The sequence below is a fragment of the Holdemania massiliensis AP2 genome, assembly GCF_000327285.1.
In the GTDB taxonomy this organism is placed as follows: domain Bacteria; phylum Bacillota_I; class Bacilli_A; order Erysipelotrichales; family Erysipelotrichaceae; genus Holdemania; species Holdemania massiliensis.
On the sequence record NZ_HE998567.1, the window covers coordinates 1,305,558 to 1,326,598 of the forward strand.

19 protein-coding genes are annotated in these 21,041 nt (G+C 47.1%); 1 reads left to right on the top strand and 18 read right to left on the bottom strand.

Annotated features, from left to right (window positions below):
• Positions 1 to 331: 331 nt before the first annotated feature.
• From BN162_RS06120 to BN162_RS06150, 7 genes are all read right to left on the bottom strand, one after another.
• The gene (locus tag BN162_RS06120; RefSeq protein ID WP_020224204.1) at positions 332 to 919 is read right to left on the bottom strand and encodes a manganese efflux pump MntP; all 588 of its coding nucleotides are present in this window, start codon (positions 917 to 919) and stop codon (positions 332 to 334) included.
• 245 nt (positions 920 to 1,164) lie between these two features.
• Positions 1,165 to 2,025: a ChbG/HpnK family deacetylase gene (locus tag BN162_RS06125; protein ID WP_020224205.1), complete on the bottom strand. Its 861-nt coding sequence runs from the start codon at positions 2,023 to 2,025 to the stop codon at positions 1,165 to 1,167.
• A gap of 183 nt (positions 2,026 to 2,208) precedes the next feature.
• Complete coding sequence (locus tag BN162_RS06130) at positions 2,209 to 2,664, bottom strand: NUDIX hydrolase (RefSeq protein WP_187120160.1); 456 nt, start codon at positions 2,662 to 2,664, stop codon at positions 2,209 to 2,211.
• Between the two features lie 108 nt (positions 2,665 to 2,772).
• Positions 2,773 to 4,311 carry a cardiolipin synthase gene (cls, locus tag BN162_RS06135; RefSeq protein WP_020224207.1) on the bottom strand — a complete coding sequence of 513 codons (1,539 nt, stop codon included), beginning with the start codon at positions 4,309 to 4,311 and terminating at the stop codon, positions 2,773 to 2,775.
• Positions 4,311 to 5,111 (bottom strand): histidinol-phosphatase, encoded by an 801-nt coding sequence (locus tag BN162_RS06140; RefSeq protein WP_020224208.1) that lies wholly within the window; start codon positions 5,109 to 5,111, stop codon positions 4,311 to 4,313. Before BN162_RS06140 ends, cls begins: the two co-directional genes overlap by 1 nt.
• 172 nt (positions 5,112 to 5,283) lie before the next feature.
• A complete protein-coding gene (locus tag BN162_RS06145; RefSeq protein ID WP_020224209.1) occupies positions 5,284 to 5,736 on the bottom strand; it encodes a GNAT family N-acetyltransferase in 453 nt (150 codons plus the stop codon).
• An 11-nt stretch (positions 5,737 to 5,747) separates the two neighbouring features.
• A complete protein-coding gene (locus BN162_RS06150) occupies positions 5,748 to 6,008 on the bottom strand; it encodes a thioredoxin family protein (protein WP_020224210.1) in 261 nt (86 codons plus the stop codon).
• Positions 6,009 to 6,223: 215 nt separating this feature from the next.
• Between BN162_RS06150 and BN162_RS06155 the strand changes: the two genes are divergently transcribed.
• Positions 6,224 to 7,321 carry a hypothetical protein gene (locus BN162_RS06155; RefSeq protein WP_020224211.1) on the top strand — a complete coding sequence of 366 codons (1,098 nt, stop codon included), beginning with the start codon at positions 6,224 to 6,226 and terminating at the stop codon, positions 7,319 to 7,321.
• A 252-nt stretch (positions 7,322 to 7,573) separates the two neighbouring features.
• On the opposite strand, the gene BN162_RS06160 is transcribed toward BN162_RS06155, so the two are convergent.
• The 11 genes from BN162_RS06160 to BN162_RS06210 form a co-directional block, all read right to left on the bottom strand.
• Complete coding sequence (locus BN162_RS06160; protein WP_020224212.1) at positions 7,574 to 8,404, bottom strand: acyltransferase domain-containing protein; 831 nt, start codon at positions 8,402 to 8,404, stop codon at positions 7,574 to 7,576.
• A gap of 373 nt (positions 8,405 to 8,777) precedes the next feature.
• Positions 8,778 to 10,337, bottom strand: a complete 1,560-nt coding sequence (locus BN162_RS06165) for a putative ABC exporter domain-containing protein (RefSeq protein ID WP_020224213.1) — start codon at positions 10,335 to 10,337, stop codon at positions 8,778 to 8,780.
• Complete coding sequence (locus BN162_RS06170) at positions 10,334 to 11,032, bottom strand: ABC transporter ATP-binding protein (protein WP_020224214.1); 699 nt, start codon at positions 11,030 to 11,032, stop codon at positions 10,334 to 10,336. The genes BN162_RS06165 and BN162_RS06170 overlap by 4 nt, the downstream gene beginning before the upstream one ends.
• 178 nt (positions 11,033 to 11,210) lie before the next feature.
• Positions 11,211 to 11,948: a DUF2812 domain-containing protein gene (locus BN162_RS06175; protein ID WP_020224215.1), complete on the bottom strand. Its 738-nt coding sequence runs from the start codon at positions 11,946 to 11,948 to the stop codon at positions 11,211 to 11,213.
• A gap of 3 nt (positions 11,949 to 11,951) precedes the next feature.
• Complete coding sequence (locus BN162_RS06180) at positions 11,952 to 12,281, bottom strand: PadR family transcriptional regulator (RefSeq protein ID WP_020224216.1); 330 nt, start codon at positions 12,279 to 12,281, stop codon at positions 11,952 to 11,954.
• 289 nt (positions 12,282 to 12,570) lie between these two features.
• Positions 12,571 to 14,451 carry an FAD-dependent oxidoreductase gene (locus tag BN162_RS06185; RefSeq protein ID WP_020224217.1) on the bottom strand — a complete coding sequence of 627 codons (1,881 nt, stop codon included), beginning with the start codon at positions 14,449 to 14,451 and terminating at the stop codon, positions 12,571 to 12,573.
• A 275-nt stretch (positions 14,452 to 14,726) separates the two neighbouring features.
• Positions 14,727 to 15,407, bottom strand: a complete 681-nt coding sequence (locus BN162_RS06190) for a DUF1361 domain-containing protein (RefSeq protein WP_020224218.1) — start codon at positions 15,405 to 15,407, stop codon at positions 14,727 to 14,729.
• 164 nt (positions 15,408 to 15,571) lie between these two features.
• Positions 15,572 to 16,150, bottom strand: coding sequence for a TlpA family protein disulfide reductase (locus BN162_RS06195; RefSeq protein WP_020224219.1), 579 nt, complete (start codon positions 16,148 to 16,150; stop codon positions 15,572 to 15,574).
• Between the two features lie 52 nt (positions 16,151 to 16,202).
• Complete coding sequence (locus BN162_RS06200) at positions 16,203 to 17,744, bottom strand: ATP-binding cassette domain-containing protein (RefSeq protein ID WP_020224220.1); 1,542 nt, start codon at positions 17,742 to 17,744, stop codon at positions 16,203 to 16,205.
• Between the two features lie 137 nt (positions 17,745 to 17,881).
• A complete protein-coding gene (locus BN162_RS06205) occupies positions 17,882 to 18,808 on the bottom strand; it encodes a 1-phosphofructokinase (RefSeq protein ID WP_020224221.1) in 927 nt (308 codons plus the stop codon).
• Positions 18,809 to 19,595: 787 nt separating this feature from the next.
• Entirely contained in the window at positions 19,596 to 20,519 is a 924-nt protein-coding gene (locus BN162_RS06210) for an alpha/beta hydrolase (protein WP_020224222.1), read from the bottom strand.
• Between the last annotated feature and the right edge of the window lie 522 nt (positions 20,520 to 21,041).

The window sequence follows — 21,041 nt, forward strand, 5'->3', positions numbered from 1 at the left end:
GATGGAAATCAATATCGCTGAAGAAGTTTGTGATCTTATTTCTTATCGGGGTATTCAATACTTCCGCGCCTACTGTATCCAATGTGATTCTGTCATGATCCCTGTCGATGTCTTAGGCCAATTCGCTCAGGAATAATCTATCCTTCCACTCCTCTCTCATTTCTCTTTTCAATGCGACCTTTTAGGTCATTTTTCTTTTCTATAAGATTCGTTTGAGTTATTCAACTCATTTGAATTCACTGCCCGTTTTGATGCAATTTCCTAATAGATAAAAAAGCTCCTTTCCCCTCGGAAAAGAAGCTCTTTGCCGCATTACAGAAACATGGCGGAATTAAAAGAACATGTGTTCGACAAAAATTCGCAGACCGATCAAGATCAGAATCACGCCGCCCAAAACACGGGCCTTTTCTTTGACCATTGAGCCAAAGCGTTTTCCAGCCGCAGCCCCGATCAGACTTAACCCGAATGTAATCCCGCAAATCAATAGACAGGCTGTAAAAATATTGACGTGAATCACCGCAAAGCTGATACCCACGGCCAGCGCGTCAATACTTGTCGCAACCGCCTGCATCAAAATCGTAGGCAAGGTCAGCGTCTTGCCTGAACATTCCACACATTCCGGTTCATGACTTTCCTGCCAGGCTTCTTTGATCATATTCAGACCAATCACCCCCAATAAGATCAAAGCGATCCAGTGATCAATCGAAGCGATCGCATCGCTGAACATCCGGCCGCAGAAATATCCGATCAGCGGCATGAGTCCCTGAAATAATCCAAAAGCTCCGGAAGTCATCAGCGCTTCCTTGCGATGAAAGTTCTCATAACATAAACCATCGGTGATTGACACCGCAAAAGCATCCATAGCCAACCCCACCGCCAGCATGATCAGCGTTGCCGCATCCATAACATTTGCATCCATCAGTATTCCCTCTTTCTTCCTAAAAAAAGACCCAAGCATAAGCTCGTTAAAGCCTATGCTTGAGTCTTGTTCATTAAGCCAAACCAGGCGGCAAAGCGCCATTGTGTTGATTTGACACGCGGATTCTTTCCACGCAAACTACTCCCTCAAGAAGTATGTTCAATATACCAAAGTTTGGATGAAGATGCAAGTCTTTCCGGCACTTTTTCCGCCAACTTCGACAAGCTGGCGGCATTGTCCCCTTCTTATTTGAAATTGCCAATCCACAGCGGGCTGCCAATGGCCTTCAGATGATCCTGAAATTCATGGGTTCCGTTGAGAACATCGCGCTGATTGACCAGTTCAATCTGATTTTCAATAATCCAGTTTTTAAAGGTTTCACTGGTACACGCCTGCAGCTCTTTGCATCGATGGATGTTGCACGTCGATTCTTCCATGATATGATCGTCACAATAACCAGGATGCCAACCGTACAGAAAGACCTCTTCCGCTTCCGTCCATTGCAGCGACATCATTTTTTCCAGTGGATTGTAATCCTTGAAATCTTCCAGCTTATAACTGGAATTGGTCGCTAAACCGGAAGAATAGTAGCGCAGGTCCTTGTATTGAGGGTCACAAACCATGGGATGACGATGATCCGGAGCACTGGAAAAGATATTGTATGCGATGCCGTATTTTTCCACAATGGCTTTAAATGCCTTTTCCAGAGGCAGATCGCTGTTTTTAACATTGGCAACATCTGGATATTTCCCTAAAATGCTGTAACAAAGCTTCATCTGGGCGTCAAATTCTTTGAACGCCTCTTCATAGGTTGCTTCCTGCATCCGTTCCGGATGCCGATGTCCCCATTTAAACCGGCCTTTTTCATCAACTAAAGAAGGAACTTCTTCAGGCGGCAAAACCGGACTTTCCCACAGGTGGCGATGCCAACCGATGGACAGCCATGGCTTGTCCTTTAACCAATGCAATGCCGCTATCGTATCAGGGGAATCAAACATGACGTCGGCCGAAGAAGCAACGCCGCAGTCAAAGGCACGGTAAGCTCCCATATCATAAGCGGGGGTATAACCTAAATCGTCAACTCTGAAAACCAATCTTTTTCTCATTTCCATTATCCTCATCTTTCTGTGAACATTATACAGAATGGCAAGCCGCCTTCGATTGCAGAAAAAGTTTTTATAACAAAGAAAAAGCTGACATTTAACGCTCAAAAAACAGCGGTTTCATGACAAAAACGTAAAAACAGTCTGCGGATCAGACTGTTTCTATTCTTCATAAGGTAATAAACTTCACTGCAAGCATTTCATTGTCTCTTTATCTGCCGCCTTTGCCCTGGCAGCGGCACAAGCCTGATATAAAAGCGGCTGAATGTCCGGATACGTCAGTTCAGCAGGGAGCTGCGCAAACCAATCCGTCTGAGCGATCTCAAACTCAGGCAGCGGACCTGAAATCCCGCCGATTCCCCAATAAAGCATGCCGCTGTCGCTTTTTTCCTGTTGATGGACAGTATAAATACACAGAGGTTCTAAATGGGCCTCGGTGATGCCGGTTTCTTCCCACAGCTCACGTTCGGCAGCCTGCATGGGTGTTTCCCCCAGTTCAAGGTGCCCGCCCGGTATTTCCCAAGTAGTTCTGAGATGATGCCGCACTAACAGCACCTGATCCGCATTAAACAGAACGATCACAACATATTTTAACGTGACCGCAGCCCCGCAGGGATGAAAGCTGACCTCAACCTTTTCCATATCCGACTCCTTTTTCAGCATCTTAATCGATTTTCTGAGCTGATCCTCCGGAAATTTTTATTTTTCTTCGCTTTTTTTATCTCCAATCGGACAGAATGAAAGCTGCAGCTACATCATCGGCGCAAACAGATTCAGTACCGCCCGGATTAAGCGCACAACCGCCGGCGTCTTGCGGCAGTCCTCCAGCGTGATCTCGCAGCAATCTTTCAGCGTATCGAGATAATCCTGCTTCATCTCTTTGATAATCGAACTCTTATAGGTCAGTACGCCGCATTCAAAATGCAGGTAATAGCTGCGGTAATCCATATTGGTCGTCCCGCACAAGCCGATCTCATCATCACTGACAAACGATTTGGAATGAATAAAACCTGGCGTGTATTCATAAATTTTAACCCCGGCTTTTAACAACGGTTCGTAATTGGCACGGGTGACCATAAAGACCAGTTTTTTATCCGGAACATGCGGCACGGTGATGCGCACATCGACGCCAGCCTTAGCCGCCGTTTCCAAAGCCCGCTGCATTTCATAACCGATGATCAGATAGGGAGTATGGATGTAAACATAATGTCGTGCCTGATTGATGATGTTGAAGTGAATGGTTGCCCCAACTTCTTCCTCATCCGTCGGACTGTCGGAAAACGGCTGGATATAACCGTCGCTGACCGGCTGTTCCTCCGGCTTATAGACGGGCCAGTAATCGTCGTAATTGCTCGGCGGCATCGCCTTGTAAACAAAATTCCAGAACTGCAGAAACATGACGGTCAAGCTCCAGACCGCATCGCCTTTGAGCATCACAGCGGTGTCTTTCCAATGCCCGTATTTCTCATAGGCATTGATATACTCATCTGCCAGGTTGATGCCTCCGACAAACCCGACCTTGCCGTCGATCACACAGATTTTGCGGTGATCACGGTTGTTCATCTGAATCACCAGCTGTGCTTTTAACGGATTAAAGACCGCACAGCGGATGCCCAGCTTTTCCAGGATTTTACGGTAATTCGCCGGCAGCGTATAGACACAGCCTGCATCGTCATACATGACCCGCACATCAACGCCCTGCTTCACCTTTTCAATCAGGATTTCCAGAATTGAATCCCACATGATGCCGTTGTCAATGATAAAGTATTCCAGAAAGATATACCGCTCGGCTTTTTTTAATTCTTCCAGCATGTGCCAGAATTTGATTTCACCGGTCGGACAATAGGTCGCTTCCGTATTCTTATATACCGGATAATAAGCGTTGTTGACAACATAGCGGAACTGTTTGGCAGCCTGTTCATCCTGACCTTCGATCTCCGCCAGAATTTTCTCATTGCGCGGCAGAACCGGATGCGTTCGGGCCGCTTCGATCATCGCTTCCCGCCGCAGAGCTTTCGGCATTTTCCGTCCGCCGAACATCAGATAAAATAATCCGCCGAACAGCGGAAAAACCAAAACCAGAATAATCCAGGCCAGCTTATAGGATGGATTTTCCTGACGGTTGACAATGTAAATGATCAAAAAGAAATTGAGAAAACGAAGCAGATTGCTGACGAGCTTAAACCCCGACAGACTGACCATTACACCAATGATCAGACCTAATTGAAGCAAGATTAAAACCGCCACAATGAAAAGACGGTTCGCCATGATATTCAGCAGTTTTTTCATTAACGTTCCTTCTTTCCCAGCCGCAGATCAGCCCACTGCTCGACGACCCGCACACCGGACAGATCAAGAAAGGACTGAACTTCCTCTATCCGTTTTGCCATCAACTCAAAATGTTCAGGTGCATGTGCATCCATCCCATAAACTGCGGTGCAGCCATACGCTCCGGCAATTTCCCAAAACCGCGCCCAAGGATAAGCGTAGCGCCAGCCTTCACGATACGCCAGCCGGCCATGCTGCATTCCCTTCAGATTGATTTCCAGCGGCACCTGAGTCCGGCTTGCCGCTTCACAGATGATCCGCGCCGCTTCATCGCAGGCTGACGACCAATGATCGCGGCTCAGCATAAAATATTCGGGATGAGCGACATAGTCAGCCAGCCCTTCCTTCAGCGCCATGGCAATTCGTTGGGCATAAAGCAGAACGCTTTCATCCTCAGCCGCATCACAGAAATCAACACCCCCAGGCGTTAGATAATGATTGCCGATGATCAGATAATCTGTTTCCTCACGGCGCTGCTGTAATTCTTGGCGCAGCGATGGAAAATATTCAAATTCAAAGCCTGAAAGAATCATAATCTGATCCTGATATTTTTGCTTCAGGCTGGCGATGGATTCCAGATAGCCTGCTTTCTCCTCAATATTCATCCGATCGCGCTGATCAATTAAGCTCTCAAAGGGACAGTGATCGCTGAATCCCAGGACTTTCAAGCCTGCCTTGATGGCCGCCTGAACATAGGCCTCATCCGTTCCGATGGCATGATGGCATCGGGCAGTATGCGTATGAAGATTAAAATCCGGCATGCTTTCACCCCTCAATACGTCATATTATAACGAAATCTGAACTTATTTGCACGAAAGACTTTCTTAAGATGTCATCTGGAAAAATCCGGTCATGCTTTGCAGCTGGGATTCTAATCATTCCCAGAATCAGATGGATGACGCGCGGTAAAAAAAGAACCGGCTTTACCGCCGGTCACAGTTGATATTCGAAAATACACTTCTGAACGTCGCCATACTGATAAAGATAATGATCTTTCGGTACGTCGACAATGGCCTTCAAGGTCCCGTTCAGTTCTTCCAAAGTCCGACGCGAGGGCCAATTATCCGGATTGCAGGTAATGATCAGTTTATCCATTCCGTATTTCTGCTTGGCCAGCTGAAACAACAGCCGGCAGGCTTTCAGGGCATAATGATGCCCGCGGTACATCGGATATACCGTATATCCAATCTGCCCGGCATAATATAATTCCTCGTTCATGCCCATCCGCAGATCGCAGCGCCCCACAGCGGTATGCTTTCCATGTTCGCGGATTTCAAAAACAACCGACGGCACATCATTGCGTCCGGCCCCCTTTTTGACCTCCATGACCTTAACCAGATCAATTTCCTGATCGGTCAGCACCTCTCTGCGAAACAGCCAATCCATAACCTTCATCGTTATCCGGCAGCCGCTTCGTCCAGCAGCGCCTGAATCTGCGCCCGCGTCAGAGCACCTTCCAGTTTCTTCTGCGCCCCCAGATAAAAGGTTGGGACATAATAATAATCGTATTGATCAGCCAGTTCGGGATTTTCACCTTCATCAATCTTGGTGATCCGAAGGTTCTGATAACGCGGATCGGCAAGCAAAGCGTCAAGATCCTTCAAGGCCTGACGGCAGTAGGGGCAATTCTTCAATATAAACATTGTGATTTCCTGCATGGTTTCACCTTCTTATTATCAGTTTACCAGAATCAGGAAAAAGTGACAATGCCTTTGCCTGGAAGAAGCCTCGACAAGTTTTGGTCTTTTCCGCGATTTCTTTCAATTCTTTTACGAATTGGTGAAGATTGAAAGGGCCCGGCACAGAATATGATAAAATAAGATCAATCATTAAAATCAACGGAATTAAACTAAAGAAAGGAGGCTTTCAAAAAATGAAAAAAACAGGGGTGCTGATTTTATGCCTGCTGATCAGCGGCTGCAGCAAGCGCGTTGAAAATCCTGGACCGCCGCAGATCACCATTTTAGAAGAAGCCGTCATCGAGGTCAATCAGCCGGACTTTTCGGAAGATGTCCTGCGGGCGTATTTTAAAGCCGTGGACAGCCAGGGCAACGAGCTGCCGGATGAAAATGTCGTCTTTCTCAACAATGCCAACAATTCCCTGCTGGGAACATCCTATATTAAAATCAAGGCGGTGGATAAAAATGGGTATTATGACATTAAGACCTTGAAAGTCACAACCGTCGATCAAACATCGCCGACTTACGTACTGCCGGTTCAGCCGCCGGTTTTTCTGGTCGGGGAAACACCTGAACTGACCGTTAAGACGGCTGGGATCCAGCTGCATGATAATTTCAACCGTGAGTCAACGCTGGCTAAAAACTTCCGCTGGCTGATCAATGATGTCGATTACACCACACCGGGTACGTATTCCCTGCCGGCAAGGTTTCAGGATTCCTCCGGCAACGCCGTAGAGTTCACCCTGGAAATCAAGGTCAGCGATGATCCGCTGGAAAAGGTCCGGGCAGGCATGGAACTGATTCTGGAACTGTGTCAGGGTTCCTCAAATTATTTCATACTGGATGCCGCAGATGAAGATCAGCAAATTGAAATTTTAAACTATGCACAGATCATGGATGCTTTCTTTACCGCGCAGGGCCGGCAGAGTATGGAAGCCTCGGCCTTTGGCCAGCGAATTGTCACAAACGGTGATCAGGTCAGCTGGGTCGGCGATCCAACGGTCACCGACTGGCAATACACCAAAACGGAATTTACCTTAACTAATCAGGATGAGGATCAGCTGGTATTTGATGCCGCCTCTTCTTGGCTGGTGGATGGAAATCCAATCGAGGAAACCTCTGAATTCATCTTAAAAAAAGAACAGGGCGTATGGAAGATAGACAGCTTTGTCAATCCTTTGGATGGTCCGGCAGACAGAACAAAGAGGATGCCTTCGCCATCTCCGTCAGTATCCGGGCAAACGACTCCTTCCCCTGCTCCAACGGCTTCGGCCACACCGAAAAACGGATAGAGCTTTGTGCATTGATCCAGCTCATCCAGCGCTTTTATTCTTCCATCCGCTTCGCAGCAGCTTTCTGTCTTCCTCTTCCTGCAGCCAATTGTCAAACGTCCTGCAGGGATGAATGAAACTATGGATGTTAAAAACAGCCCGCAAGAGGATCACCGGTTTGATCTTCTTCAGCGCTGTTTTTTTATTGTTCTGAGCTGGATCGCAGAGGGATATCAGATTTCCCTCAATTCGGCAGACGGCGAAAAGAATAATTTAAATCTCGATTATTCCGCAGGCATATCCAAAATACGTTTTATCTTGACTCCATGTTTCCTGCAATGACGTCGTATGTTTTGAATAGCCTGAGAATAAATATTGTTCAGCCTGTTCGCTGTCGCTGCACGAACTGATGATCGTAAACTTTTCGGCAAAATATTTTATGTTGGAATTCTCTTTCAAAAGCTTCATCATCGGCGGATATAACAGCCAGCTGTAACAAAGAAAAGCCTTGAAATCGAGAGAGGAATAATACTGATGAAAGAAAGTTAAGGCTTCTGAAAAACTGGCCTCCACCGATCTCTTGCACAAATCCGTCCCTTGCTGAACATGACAGTTTATTACAGGTGTTCCGGCAGGCAGTTTAATCTTCTGCGCTTGGGAAAACTGCATATAAGCTTCGCCCAGTGTTTCTTCATCTAAATAAATCATTTCAAAGGACTGAAACTGCAGTGATCCGATCTTAAAAATATTGACGTTCATAAGATGCCGGAACCAGATCACATCGGCTTCTGAAATGCCCGCTTTCTTCGTCTTCTCAAAATATAAATTTGCCCGCAGCGAAACATCTCTGAAAGTATTCAATATAATAGGATCCGGAATCTTGTCAGCTCGATATTCTTCAACCTTTTGCTGCAGCAGATATATAACCACAGAAAGTCTTGTCAAGGGATCCCATTTGCAGAGTGGAAATTCCGGAAGTTCTCCCGCGTAAGCGAATTTGGCTTTTTCCTGAATTGAATTTTCGTTGGCTCGAATTTGTTTATAAACTGCCGCTTCGATATCAGCATTACAATGCAGCTGCTGCAGAATGTGTTCTAATGTCATTAAGGCTTCCTCCACCGGATTTAGAATTTCACGAGTTGTTTTGTCCCGAAGTATTCTCCTACAATCTAAGTCTATTTTTCATTCATTACCGCTCAGCAAAGTCACAAATCTCAATAAAATATCCAGCACTTTTATATTCAAAAAAAGTTATAAAACATAGATTTTCACAGCAAAATCTCTGAATGCAAACCGCTGATCTGCAGCTTAGTATAGCATATTCAGCAGGCCAACAAGGTAAAAAACAGGGCTTTAATCCATAAGGTTCTTATTTGTTTGCAGAAATACCCGCCAATTTAACAAAAAGATCGGAAGTCCGCTGCCTCATCTGCAGCGTTCTTCCGATCTCCTTGTTTTTCATTTCATACAAAGCAATTTAGTCCGCCATCAGGTTATTGCCGGACAACAGCGGGGCCGCCAGAATCAGACAGACAAAGCCGACGATGCCATTGACCAATAACCCCACCAGCTGGGCAAGAAGTCCCGGCAGTCCCAATCCAAACATCAATCCGACAACCGTAATCCCATAAGGAATGACGAGGATCAGGCTCAGGAACATTTTGATCATCTGTTCCATAAAGGGCGTAGAGCGGCTCTTCATTAAGCGCAGACAAACCAGGGAAACGCTGAGAAACAGCCAGCCAAAACCGATCATCATGAAGGCCGCGGAGATCATTTCTTCCCAACCAGCCCCCAGCACCAGCGGACAGAGGACCAATGAGGCAAAGACTACCGCTGCCATATGCAGCATCGACGGCACCATCAGCGCTGCCAGTTTTTTTATTGGCCGATCAGGAATCAAATAGAGATAGAACACCCGCAGATCCTGAGCGATCCGATCTGTCGTCGCACTGGTAAACAGGACGATTAAAATAAAGAACTGATAAAATCCAAAACCCTGACCGTTCATCCAGACAATTCCTAGATAGATCAGAATCATAATTCCTTCCTGCAGCGACAACAAGCGTCGAGTCTTGCGCAGAATCAGAATGTTTTTGGAAACCAGCGCCTGAGCTCCGCTGCCAAAATGAGCTTTGCCCACAGAGACAACCTTCTCATTGATATTGCCTTGAGAGCGATGCGCCCGCGCATTCTGACGCAGTTCGCTGATCCACTCAGCGTCCATAATCGCCTGTTCATAAAAATCACCCTTCACATTCAGAATCAGGAATGTCAATCCGCCGCAGACCACAAACGTAGCCGCAAAGCCGATCAGACACGCCGTCAGATCCTGGCTGACTAAACCGACCAGCGCCATCTTGCACCAGCCGAAGACCGGCACCCAGTTAAACAGCGGATCGGCAACAAAACGGGTGATCGTGCTTTCGATCCCGCCGCCGTCAAAGCCGAAGTTGCGCACTGCAATTAAAGCAATGAAGCTTAACAGAACGGCCAGGAAGCCATATTTAATCCATCGTGCTCGCGGATTGACCATTTCAAGAAAATAAAACCAGGTAAAAAGAGCAAAGGCAAAATAGAACATCAGCAAACTGCTGAGAATCAGCGAAAGGATCAAAGGCACTGTCAGAATGACCGTTGAACTCATCATCATTAAAATATAAACAACGGCGATCAGCGCATAGATCAGACTGCCTTCCACGGTTTCGATCAAAAGATAAGCCAAGGTCTGCCGACGGGTAAACGGGCCGGCAAAGATAAACTGAGCATCATCCCGGGTTACGATCGCGGTACGTTTCTGCAGAATCATAATCGTCATTAAAAACAGCACATAACCGCAGAACAGCATCATCCAGCCCTGCACTGACTGAACATTCATCATCGCTGACATCACTTCCCGATTCGCCACCGCCGAATAGATGGAAAAACCGAAAAAACCGATGATCAGCAAGGTGATGATCGCTGAAGACGGCTTGGAAAACAGCCGCCGGATCTGCGCTTTGAGCTTGACAAAAAACAGATAGCTCAGCGCACTCATCCCTGTTCTCCCTGCGTGCAGTCAAAGAAGATTTCTTTCAGCGATTGCTCGCCCAATTCCTCGCGGCGAACCTGCCGAACAATTTTGCCCTGATGCAGAATATAGGCCTCGTCCCACAAGGACTCGAACATATCAATGATATGGGTTGAAATCAAAATACTCTTACCTTGATCACGCAGCTCTTTCAGCAGCTGCAGCACGGTTTCAATCGCAGCCGGATCCAGCCCAATCATCGGCTCGTCAATCAGAATGGAATCGGGATCTGCCAGCAGCGCCAGCACCATCGACAACTTCTGCGACATGCCCTTCGACAGTTCACGCGCCGTTTTCTTCGTCTTGTCTGCCAATTCCAAACGGTTTAACAACGCCTGCGCCCGTTCTTCCCCCTGCGGAGCTTTATAGGCTCGGCTGATGAAACGGATGTGTTCCTCCATTGTCAGCTGATCATACAGAACCGGCGTTTCCGGAATATAACCGAACCGCCGCTTGGCCTCAATCGACTGATTCGCAAAGCCATCAATCAGAATCTTGCCGTCAAATTTAAGCAGGCCGGCAATGCTTTTAATCGTCGTTGATTTTCCGGCTCCGTTAGGCCCCAGAAGAATCGTAATCCGGCCGTTGGCCGCTGTCAGCGATAAATCATCCACCGCTTTGAACGAACCATATTTTTTTGTGACATGATAGACTTCAATCATTGAAATCTCCCTCCCATTTTATGTTTCTTATTTTATCATATTTTTCTTATTTTATTTATTACAAATCCCTGACATTTTCATATAACCTCCCTTTCGTATGAGCTTACAGCCGGACGCTGGGGACAGGTCAAGTCTTTTATTCAGGATAGGGCTGATTTTTGAGTGGGACACTTCTTCTTTATCCGAGATCTTTAAGCTGTTTCCAGCTGATCAGCTTCAGTACAACTCCCGCGCTGAACTGCAGAGCGATCAAAACCCACAATCCAACTGGCATGGCTTTCTGTGCATAGGCGATCATCATCAGATAGAGCGCAGTCAGAATAAGCAGCAGGTGGGCAAACGTTGTGCACAGAATAATTTGTTTCCTCAGCTGCGGTTGGATTTTTTCCTGCAGCTGTAACTGCCGCTGCAGCAGCTGCATCCGAATTGCATAACCGGAGGCGCTCATCATCGTCATCACAAAGAAAACCAGTCCAATCACATAGATCAGGGCGATGCCCTTGCCCTTTAACCCTGAAATCAATAGTCCGATTAACAACAGACCTAAAATCACGCTGATGTTTTTGAACTGGCGTTTTATCGGGGCATAGGAGGCCAGTTTCGTAGCCGCATCCGTATGAACCGGCGGCTGCTTTTCAGTTGTCCAGAACAACGCGATAGGACTTTGACAGAAGGCCAGATGCCAGCCGGCTTCCTCCATCCATTGCAGGTATTCCTGCTGCTCGGCCTGATCCGCAGGCAGATAATCGAACTCATACTGGCGAAACTGCGGTTCGCCCTGCACCAACACCCAGCACAAACCACTCAGCGCTATTTTTTCAAACAGCCAGCCTTCCTGAGCCAGCTTCTCCAGCCGTAGTTTCTCCTGTTCTTCCTCAAACGCTAATCCCTGTGCTATGATCCATTTCTTTTTCATTCGTTATATTCCTTTCTCCTGCATAATTCTGCGGGCAACTTCAACAATGGTTTCCCGCCGCTTCAGCTCATGCCGCAGCAGTGTGCGGCCTTTCTCAGTTAAGGCATAACGCTTTTTGCCTTCTTCCAGCAGTGTCTGCGATATCAGTTCATTGGTGCACATCTTTTTGAGCAGCGTATACAATGTCCCCGGTCCGATGATTCCCTGAATTCCGGTCATCTGTTCAATGTTCTTCATGATGGCATAGCCATGCAGCGGCTCAATCAAGGCTAACAGAATGTAAAATGCAGCATCGGTCAGCTGTTCTGTTTCAAACGTATCTTGTTTCGGCATACTTTTTCCTCTCAGTCTATAATGGATATATCCATTTAAGATATATCCATTATAGATATATCATTCTGTTCTGTCAATTCCTTTTCCAAACATTTTCTATTCTTTTGCTTTTGCCGTATCCATTCTGACTTCCTAGAAGAGTGGAACAAGAAGACTTCCAGCCTTTGAAACAGACACCTAAGGAAAAGATAAAGAAAAAGCCCGCCGATAAGCAGACTTTCTCATCTTGGGCTGAAATCAATCCAGCCTGTCCCTACGCTTCTTTTCTGGCAGACAGAAACAGGCGTGTTCAATCTTGATTCCCGGCAATCCAGCCGTCAAATGTCGCATCCTTAATCTTACTAGGGCGTCTCACATCGCCGATTTTCCACGTATGCGCAGTCAGACCGTAAAAGCTGTCAGCATCCTGACTTAACGGTGTGACCCCGGTACAGATAATCACAACCGCAGCCGGAATGGTCTGAACGATCCCCTCCTGTTCGATCACGGCGCTGTCCGCTTTTATCTCAAGGCAGCGGGTATTCAGCCGGATTCTTAAATTTTCACAGTGTTTCAGATGTTCATCCAGAGCTAAACCGACAAGCTGATTTTCACTGCGGTGAAGCTGTTCTCCCGGCTCAACCAAGGTCACGGAACATCCGGCTTCACAGTAGGATAATGCCAGTTCACAGCCGACAGCACCGCCGCCCAGAATCAGAACTGATGTTCCTTTCGGCACTTCATGGCAATCCATCTGTGCATATGTCCATCCCCGCTCAATGCCGGGAATCGCCGGAATCCTCGGTTTTCCGCCCAGAGCCAAAATCAGATGATCGGGTTTCATCGCCGCGATGCTTTCTCGGGTTGCCTTCGTGTTCAGCATGACAGTTACCGTCGACTTTTCAATCTGGCTGATCAGATAATCGCGGTACCGCCTTAGATCCGCTTTATGCTGAGCCTGACCCAGGATCGTCAGGGCCCCGCCCAGACGGGATTTTTGTTCCAGTAAGGTAACGTGATGGCCGCGCTTAGCCGCGGTCAGCGCGGCTTTCATCCCTGCCGGACCCCCGCCGATGACGACGACACGCTGAGCCGTTTTAACCGGCCGATCCTCAGACGGCATCCAGCTGTCATTGCGATAATGAGGATTGACAGAGCAGCCATGATCACGCCGATCCGTTGTCCAGTGCATGCAGCTGCCGCAACGCAGACACGGCACAATCTCATCGTCCCGACCCTGCTGCGCTTTGTGGATCCAATCTTCATCGGCCAGAAGCGCCCGGCCCAAAACGACGAGATCCGCATCCCCTTCTTCAAGCACGGAAGCAGCTTCCTGCGGCGTCATGATCGCGCCGACAAGCGCCACGGGAATCGAAAGAGTCTGCTTCACCGAACGGGCCAGCTGACGGTTGACCGCGTGCGGCTCCAGTGCCGAGGTGGCCATATGAATGTTGCCCCGCTTGTCCATATCCAGTCCCGCCGAGATATTCACCATATCCAGATACGGCTCAGCCTGTTTCAGAAACGTCAAAACTTCATCCAGCTCCATGCCGCCCGGTATCCATTCCTTCGCGCTGATCCGCAGATCCACCGGATAGTCCGGCCCCACAGCTTCACGCACGGCTTTCACAATGGCTAACGGAAACCTCATCCGGTTTTCCAGACTGCCGCCAAATTCATCCTGCCGATGATTCAGAGCCGGCGAGAGAAATTGTGCCGGCAGCCAGCCATGCGCAAAATGAAGCATGACCAGATCGAACCCCAGTTCCTTGGCATCCTTGCAGGTTTTCGCAAAAGCGGCAGCGGTCTGATCCATTTCTGCTTTCGTCATGGCTTTGACGCGGTTACCATACGCGTTGACCCCGTCGCTGGATCCCCACAGCACATCCTGCGTCCGGGCTGCGCGGCCTACGCCGCCCATATGCATGACTTCCAATGAAACGGCAGAGCCTCCCTGACGCATAAAGTTCAGCCATTCCCGGGTCTTCTGAACTTGTTCTTTGGAAAAGAGATAACCTGGATCAAACCAGGCGTTGGGCAGATCCACTCCACCGCAGCCCGCAATCAAGATCCCCGCTCCGCAGCGGACACGTTTGACAGTTAAGGCTTCATTCATCGGCGCGGAAATAATTCGGTTGGGAAGCATCAGCGAATTGACTTTTAACGGCTGAAACAGACTAGCAGTATTCATCCTTCCTCACTCCTTTTTTAAAGTATATAAGCAGGAAGTATGCCACTTCGATTCAATTTTGCCGCTGACTTATTTTTTTTGATAGAAAGCAGGAAAATTCACTGAAGATCGGCTGGATTCTCATTGCTGAACGTGCTTAAAGAGGAAACTTTGAATGATTTCGCACAGCGACGGACTTCTTATTTTTATCAGTGTCGAGATTTTTTCGACACTGAATCCCGACTACGATTGAATATCGCTCTCTTGAGCGGCCATAAGAAAACCTGATCTTTCGATCAGGCGTGGGGTTCCGAACGCATCAGTTTATCAAAGATGAAATAAGCCGCAAAATAGAAGGCTGCCAGCATAAAGGAAAACAAGATGGTGAATTTATTAATGTTCGTTAACAACGTCGTCATCAATGTTTTCGGCTGCAGGACATCCCACGTATTCAGCCGCAGAAACCGGCCGATGTACACGCCGTAACCGCATAACAGGCTGATTCCGCTCATCCAGCAGAAATTAAACAGTTTATTTTTCCGCCATTTTACGCTCTGATGGATCAGAGAAGTCGAAAATAACCCGTCGACCAGCGCCAGAAAAATTCCGCCGACGATGTAGATCAATCTCACCCATCCGGACAGACTCTGCAGATAAACGCCGTTGCCGCCAATCAGCTGCGAGCCTTCCAAGTGAATCAGATCCGTAACCATATAACAGGCATTCGGCAGAAACAACAGCCAGCCTAACGCCAGCGCTAAGGAAATCGGACCCCAGTGTCTGCGCCAGCTAGTTAATAAGTAAGCCGGCGCTGCCAGGACAACCGGCATCACCGCCAAGCCCAGGTTCCAGAACAGCCATCGTAAATTAAGTTGAATCCCCGCTTCCCGCAGACCAAGGCCTGCCAGAATATAAATGAGGTGTACGGCCAGGATCAATCCCAAAAGCATCATATTGCGTTTCTGTCTGCGTTTCATTTTGATCACACTCCTGACATTGAACGTATTATACCCAATTTCTATGTGCTTTTCTTTAAGTTTTTCTTACAGCTTGCTGAAAGGTTGTTCACACAAGCGCTTCCGGCAATCAAATCGATGATATCAAGCTGTATTATAAGAAAAAGAAAAGGATCACGCAGATCCTATTTCAGTTTTTCAAACATTTTCTTGTAGATGCCTTTCAGCTCTTTTTTCTGGCTGTCTGTCATATTGCCCTGACTTGGACTGTAAGATTCAACCGTGCTCAGATGATCGCCGACGATCTTTCCGTTTTTCACAACGAAGACCTGCGGCACAAACAGCGCCGGTTTGCCATCATCACCCGTTTGCAGGAAATCCTTTACCGTATCAATAAACTCATTATAGCTTTCCTCGGTATTGCCGTCGTCGGTTCCCATATCGACATAATAGATTGTAAGTCCCAATTCTTTGGCAACCTCATTCATCACCGGAACCGCCTGCGTGCACCAGGCACAGCTCGTATATCCATAATAAAGAATTCCGCTTCCGCCTTCTTTATAGATCCGGTTTGCTTCTTTCAACGTAACCCGTTTGAACTGATGGTCCGCAACATTGAAGCCCTGATATCCGCTCATATCGACATCCACTACTTTGAGATCTTCCAAATAATGCGCTGGTGTATTATCCTTCTGACTGCAGGCGCTCAGTGCCAACAGACAACAGCCTAACAGAACTAAACCCTTCAGAATGTGATTTTTCATAATCTGCCTCCTTGCATAACAGTATTAGTATAAATCAAAAACCGGTATTTGGCTAGAATTCAATCCATGAATCTTCTTCCAGCCCCTGGGGTGTCAGCCGCACAATTCGCTGAGCCGCCTCGGCTATAAAGCGGCGGTCATGGCTGACTGCGATAAGACAGCCGGGAAAACCGGCCAGCTGGGCGCGGATCAAGCCTGCAGACAAAGGCGATAAATTTCGTGTCGGCTCATCCAAAAGCAGCACGTCGTTATGATCGACGACCAGCTTTACCAACAGAATTTTAGCCTTCTGCCCACTGGAAAAAGCTTCCATGGACTGACGCATCTCCTCCGGGGTAAATTTCAGCGAACCCAAATGATTCTGAATCCGCGTGCGAAAAGCCTGATCCTGACCTTCACTTAGATAGTCAACGGGATTCAGCGATAACGGCAGCCGTTCTTCATAATTCTGCGGCATATATCCCACCCGCAAATCCTTCCGGTCTTTCAACTGTTCCCAGATTAACCGCAGCAGTGTGGTTTTTCCGCAGCCGTTGGGACCGATGATCGCGATCTTCTGCGGACCGACTATTTGTAAATGGACATCGTGGGCGCACAGATGTGCTCCCGCCCATAACTGCGGCAAATGAAAATCCAGGATTTGTTTGCGGGAATTTGCGATTCTGACTTCGGGATCAAAAAACAATTCAATTTGTTCTTCCCCTTCAAACTTATGGGTCAGCGGCTTCTCCTCCAACCGCTCTCCTAACGCTTTGACCGAATGCATTTTCCGCTTGAGCATCTTGGCGGCATGAGGCTGTTGGCGGGACACGGAATTGAGGGCATGATCAACGCTTTGATATAAGCGCCGATAACGTTCCATCTGTTGGGCGTGCTCCTGATGTTCTTTCACAGACAGCTGGTTCTGCCGATTTGCCAAAGCCTCACGCTGCAAAACATAATCCCGGTAGCCTAAATGCACAAATGTATGCCGGGCCTGAGTCTTGCGGACGATCTGTTCCAGATGCAGAATCCCGTTAGCGCAATGCTCAAGCAATGTTTCATCATGGGAAACAAATAAAATCGCTGCCCTGCTTTCCAGAATAAACTGTTCCAAGACATCCAGAGTTTCCAAATCGAGATCGTTGGTCGGCTCATCCATCAGAATCAGATCCGGTTCTTTGAGCCGCAGCTTGGCCAGCTGCAGCTTCACTTTTTCCCCACCGCTCAGCTGTTCCATTTTTCTCTCCAACAAAGCCGCGTCAGCGCCCACTTTTCCCAGTTCCAAATACAGTTCACCGATTTTTTCATAATCCGGAATTTCTGAAGGTGTTTCACGCATACAAAAATCCAGACCTGAGCTTTCATACCACCGAACGTCCAATGCCTGCGGCAGATAGCCGATCACGGCTTGGCGGCAGTCAATATGACCTTCCATTACGGTATATTCTGAAATCAAGTCTGGATTCCATATTGCTTTAAACAACGTGCTTTTGCCGTTTCCCTCTTCGCCGATCACCGCAATTTTATCGCCTGCAGTACAGGTAAAGCTTAAATGATCGATTAAAATTCTATCTTTGAGGGTCTTAATTGTAAGTTGATTTACAGTTAACATCCGCACCACCTCCTTAGGAAGCGGTTGCCGGCTTAAAAAGAGAACGACAAAAAACAAGATTTCAGAAATTCAATTTTCTTCGTCTTATTTTCTGTACATCCTCTCACCTCGCATCATCTTGAACTATGATATCAAGCTCATTGGTTTTCGTCAATCTTTGTTACAACAATTTCGTCAAAAAGGCTTTCGATTTTCTCACGCGTTGCCATACCTTTGGAAAATGCCGTCGCAATTCCGCAGCAGTTCGCATACTTAAACGTCGTAATGAGATCGCGGGAACGCAGATAGTTCATAACAAATCCGGCGATCATGCTGTCAGCCGCGCCGACGGAATTGACCACTTCGGCATCAATTGAATTGGCATGATAGACGCCGTCCTGATTGATCAGCAGCGAACCATCTTTGCCCATCATTAAGATCACATTCTCCGCCCCCAGTTCTGCACAGCGGCGGCCCGCATGAATCAGCTGGCTTTGATCGGCAATTACTTCGTCAAACATCGTTTCAAGATCTTCAATATTCGGCCGAACCAGAAACGGCTTGTATTTCAGAAGGCGAAGCAGCAGTTCATGATTGACATCGAGAACAAATTTCACTTCATTCTCAATGCACAGCTGAATCATTTTTTCAGTCAGATCAACGAGATTATCCGGGCAGTTGCCGGACAGCACAAAAATATCGCTGCGGTTCAGACGTTCCACCCGTCTTAACATCATCCGCATATCTTCTTCGGTAATGCTCGGCCCTTTGGCATTCAGCTCGGTTTCCAGCAATTCGCCCTTTACTTTCACATTAATCCGGGTATGTCCCTCAATGAAAGTAAACACGGGTTCGATATACTCATATTTCTGAAGCAGACTGATAAAGAAATCTTTGGTGAAACCGCCGACAAATCCCAAAGCCCGAGAAGGAATCATCAAATTATTGAGTACGATCGAAACATTAATGCCCTTTCCCCCTGCTTCATAGTATTCCAGCGAACTGCGGTTCGTCTTGCCTAATTCTACCTTGTCAAACTCCATATAGTAGTCCAGTGATGGATTCAGCGTACATGTATAAATCATAAAAAAGCCCCTTTCTCTTAAGTTTATTTTAGCACAATCTGAATTGGGAAATTGCAGATTTCCATCAGAAATCCCACGAAAATTTGAATTTATGCGGGAGTTTGGATTTTGACATAAGAAAAGAGTTCCGCCAGGGAATGCGAAACTCTTGACTGTCACAATCCAGCCGCAGGGATTCGGCAGATTGTGTGAGAACAGCCGCTCAGGGATTAGCGCCTGTTCTAAATTATTTTTTAAATTAAGAAGAGGAAAAATATTTAAAGCGTTTCTAAATTCTGCGATCCTCCTTTCTGATTCTCAGTATAGAAAATAGATGTGGTGACAAAATGGCGTTTTTGTGAAGAAATGATGAATTTATCAATTCACTTTCTTTTCCATTTATGAAAATCTTGTCGTGAGTTAGGTTGTTTTCATCAACAGCATGTTTCTACATTCCCTTGATCAAGATCCGCTGCATAACGGAGACCTTAGTTTCCTCCTTCATCAGCAAATCGGACACTGAATTAAAACCGATTTATAACGCAGTCCAGCAGAAAAAAACCTGTTCGAGGGGAGAGAACAGGATTCTTCCAAAGACAGGAGGGGAAGCCTGTCCTTGATCATTATTTTATTGAGTTAAGAAGAGAGAAAAATATTTATGTAAAGGGAATTTCTACTTTATGCTTCGTGGTAAATCCGTTCTTAGATGCCTCCTTTCATGTATGTTTGTATTATAAGGAAACATTATGGGAAGAGTATCGCAAGGACGTGAAGGTTCCGTGAACTTCCTAAAGAGTTTCTTAAGGGATCAGCGCCCCAACCAAAGCCGGATTTTTTCCAGGCAGCGATCCAGGATGATATCATTCCAGATTCCGGCGCCGCCATGATCAGCATTTCTGACTTTAATCCAATCTACCTCATGGTTTTCTTTCAGCAGCGCTTCGACCAGCTCAATACTCTGCGCCATCGGCACACTGCGGTCTTTATCCCCATGAACAATTAGAAACGGCGGCAGCGGAGCTTTGCCGATATAGGTTGTAACGGAGGCCTGCTGAGCCAGCTGCGGATTCTCCTTAACGACCACCCCGCCTAATAGCTGACCGGTAATCGATTGTGCCCCGGCATGATCCTTCGCCGACAGCTGATCCGCCATGCTGAGCAAATTAATAGGCCCGTAAAATTCAATGACGCCCTTCACCGCCGGTAAAAACGCATTGTTGTTTTCCAGCTTCCACGCCCCCGCAGCTTCACTGACCGCGGTTAACGCAGCCAAATGTCCGCCGGAGGAACCGCCCCACAAAATCAATTGATCCGGATCACCATGAACTTCCGAAGCATGGACACGGACATACTGGATCGCCCGCTTGACATCGAGCAGCTGCGCCGGGAATGGCTCGCATTCACTGCCCCGATATTCAATCATCGCCACAATAAATCCATGCTCCGCCACCTTGCCCAGGCTGCAGATATTGGATTCTACATTCTGCCACCGCCAGCCTGAACCTTGGATGAAGAAAAGAATTGGAAAACTTTCAGATTCAATCATTTCCTCAGCGACAAAGGATGGCTGCAAAAAACGGATATGCAGTCCTCGATCAGCTGTTCGGGCATATTCCCGCAGCGGCAAGGCGTGCACGCTTCGCTGACGCGGATCAATTTCAATTTCCGTTCCATGAGGCGCTGTTAAGTCACTGGCTGGGAATTCTTCATAAGTGTAAGATTTAACTTCCATGGTTGTAAACTTGACGGATCTTATTTCGTTTGGTTTCTGATCCGTCGTTTCTCCTTTGCTTTATTATATCGCGATCTTCCCGCAAGCGAAAAGAAAACCCGCCAGGGGAAGGCGGGTTCTCTTCGGCAATCAAGGAGGGGAGCCTTGGTCGCCTGATAATTATTAAGGTTGAGAGGGGAAAAACATCTTGTCCTCAAGGGATTTTCTGTTTGGTCTTATCCTTTGGACAATTGTATTATAAGAAAACATTATGGGAAAAATATGTCATTGAAATGTGAACTTCAACAAATTTTAAAAAATCATCCGAAATCCGAAAATAACTGCCTTCAATGAATCAGCGAACTCCCTTCTTTGGCATATCTCGCCTCCCTGCCGCAATGGACATCTGCATTGAACAGCCAGAAAAAAAACCGCAAGAGGGAAAGTTGCGGTTTCTCATGGGAGAAAGGAATCGGGGGATTTCCTTTCGTACTTATTATGAACAGAGAAGATCAATTTTAAATTAATAAAGAAAGGAAAATT

Coding starts and splice junctions, on each gene's coding strand:
- BN162_RS06120 (WP_020224204.1), bottom strand. CDS start 919: ATGGATGCAAATGTTATGGATGCGGCAACGCTGATCATGCTGGCGGTG.
- BN162_RS06125 (WP_020224205.1), bottom strand. CDS start 2,025: ATGAGAAAAAGATTGGTTTTCAGAGTTGACGATTTAGGTTATACCCCC.
- BN162_RS06130 (WP_187120160.1), bottom strand. CDS start 2,664: ATGGAAAAGGTTGAGGTCAGCTTTCATCCCTGCGGGGCTGCGGTCACG.
- cls (WP_020224207.1), bottom strand. CDS start 4,311: ATGAAAAAACTGCTGAATATCATGGCGAACCGTCTTTTCATTGTGGCG.
- BN162_RS06140 (WP_020224208.1), bottom strand. CDS start 5,111: ATGCCGGATTTTAATCTTCATACGCATACTGCCCGATGCCATCATGCC.
- BN162_RS06145 (WP_020224209.1), bottom strand. CDS start 5,736: ATGGATTGGCTGTTTCGCAGAGAGGTGCTGACCGATCAGGAAATTGAT.
- BN162_RS06150 (WP_020224210.1), bottom strand. CDS start 6,008: ATGCAGGAAATCACAATGTTTATATTGAAGAATTGCCCCTACTGCCGT.
- BN162_RS06155 (WP_020224211.1), top strand. CDS start 6,224: ATGAAAAAAACAGGGGTGCTGATTTTATGCCTGCTGATCAGCGGCTGC.
- BN162_RS06160 (WP_020224212.1), bottom strand. CDS start 8,404: ATGACATTAGAACACATTCTGCAGCAGCTGCATTGTAATGCTGATATC.
- BN162_RS06165 (WP_020224213.1), bottom strand. CDS start 10,337: ATGAGTGCGCTGAGCTATCTGTTTTTTGTCAAGCTCAAAGCGCAGATC.
- BN162_RS06170 (WP_020224214.1), bottom strand. CDS start 11,032: ATGATTGAAGTCTATCATGTCACAAAAAAATATGGTTCGTTCAAAGCG.
- BN162_RS06175 (WP_020224215.1), bottom strand. CDS start 11,948: ATGAAAAAGAAATGGATCATAGCACAGGGATTAGCGTTTGAGGAAGAA.
- BN162_RS06180 (WP_020224216.1), bottom strand. CDS start 12,281: ATGCCGAAACAAGATACGTTTGAAACAGAACAGCTGACCGATGCTGCA.
- BN162_RS06185 (WP_020224217.1), bottom strand. CDS start 14,451: ATGAATACTGCTAGTCTGTTTCAGCCGTTAAAAGTCAATTCGCTGATG.
- BN162_RS06190 (WP_020224218.1), bottom strand. CDS start 15,407: ATGAAACGCAGACAGAAACGCAATATGATGCTTTTGGGATTGATCCTG.
- BN162_RS06195 (WP_020224219.1), bottom strand. CDS start 16,150: ATGAAAAATCACATTCTGAAGGGTTTAGTTCTGTTAGGCTGTTGTCTG.
- BN162_RS06200 (WP_020224220.1), bottom strand. CDS start 17,744: ATGTTAACTGTAAATCAACTTACAATTAAGACCCTCAAAGATAGAATT.
- BN162_RS06205 (WP_020224221.1), bottom strand. CDS start 18,808: ATGATTTATACATGTACGCTGAATCCATCACTGGACTACTATATGGAG.
- BN162_RS06210 (WP_020224222.1), bottom strand. CDS start 20,519: ATGGAAGTTAAATCTTACACTTATGAAGAATTCCCAGCCAGTGACTTA.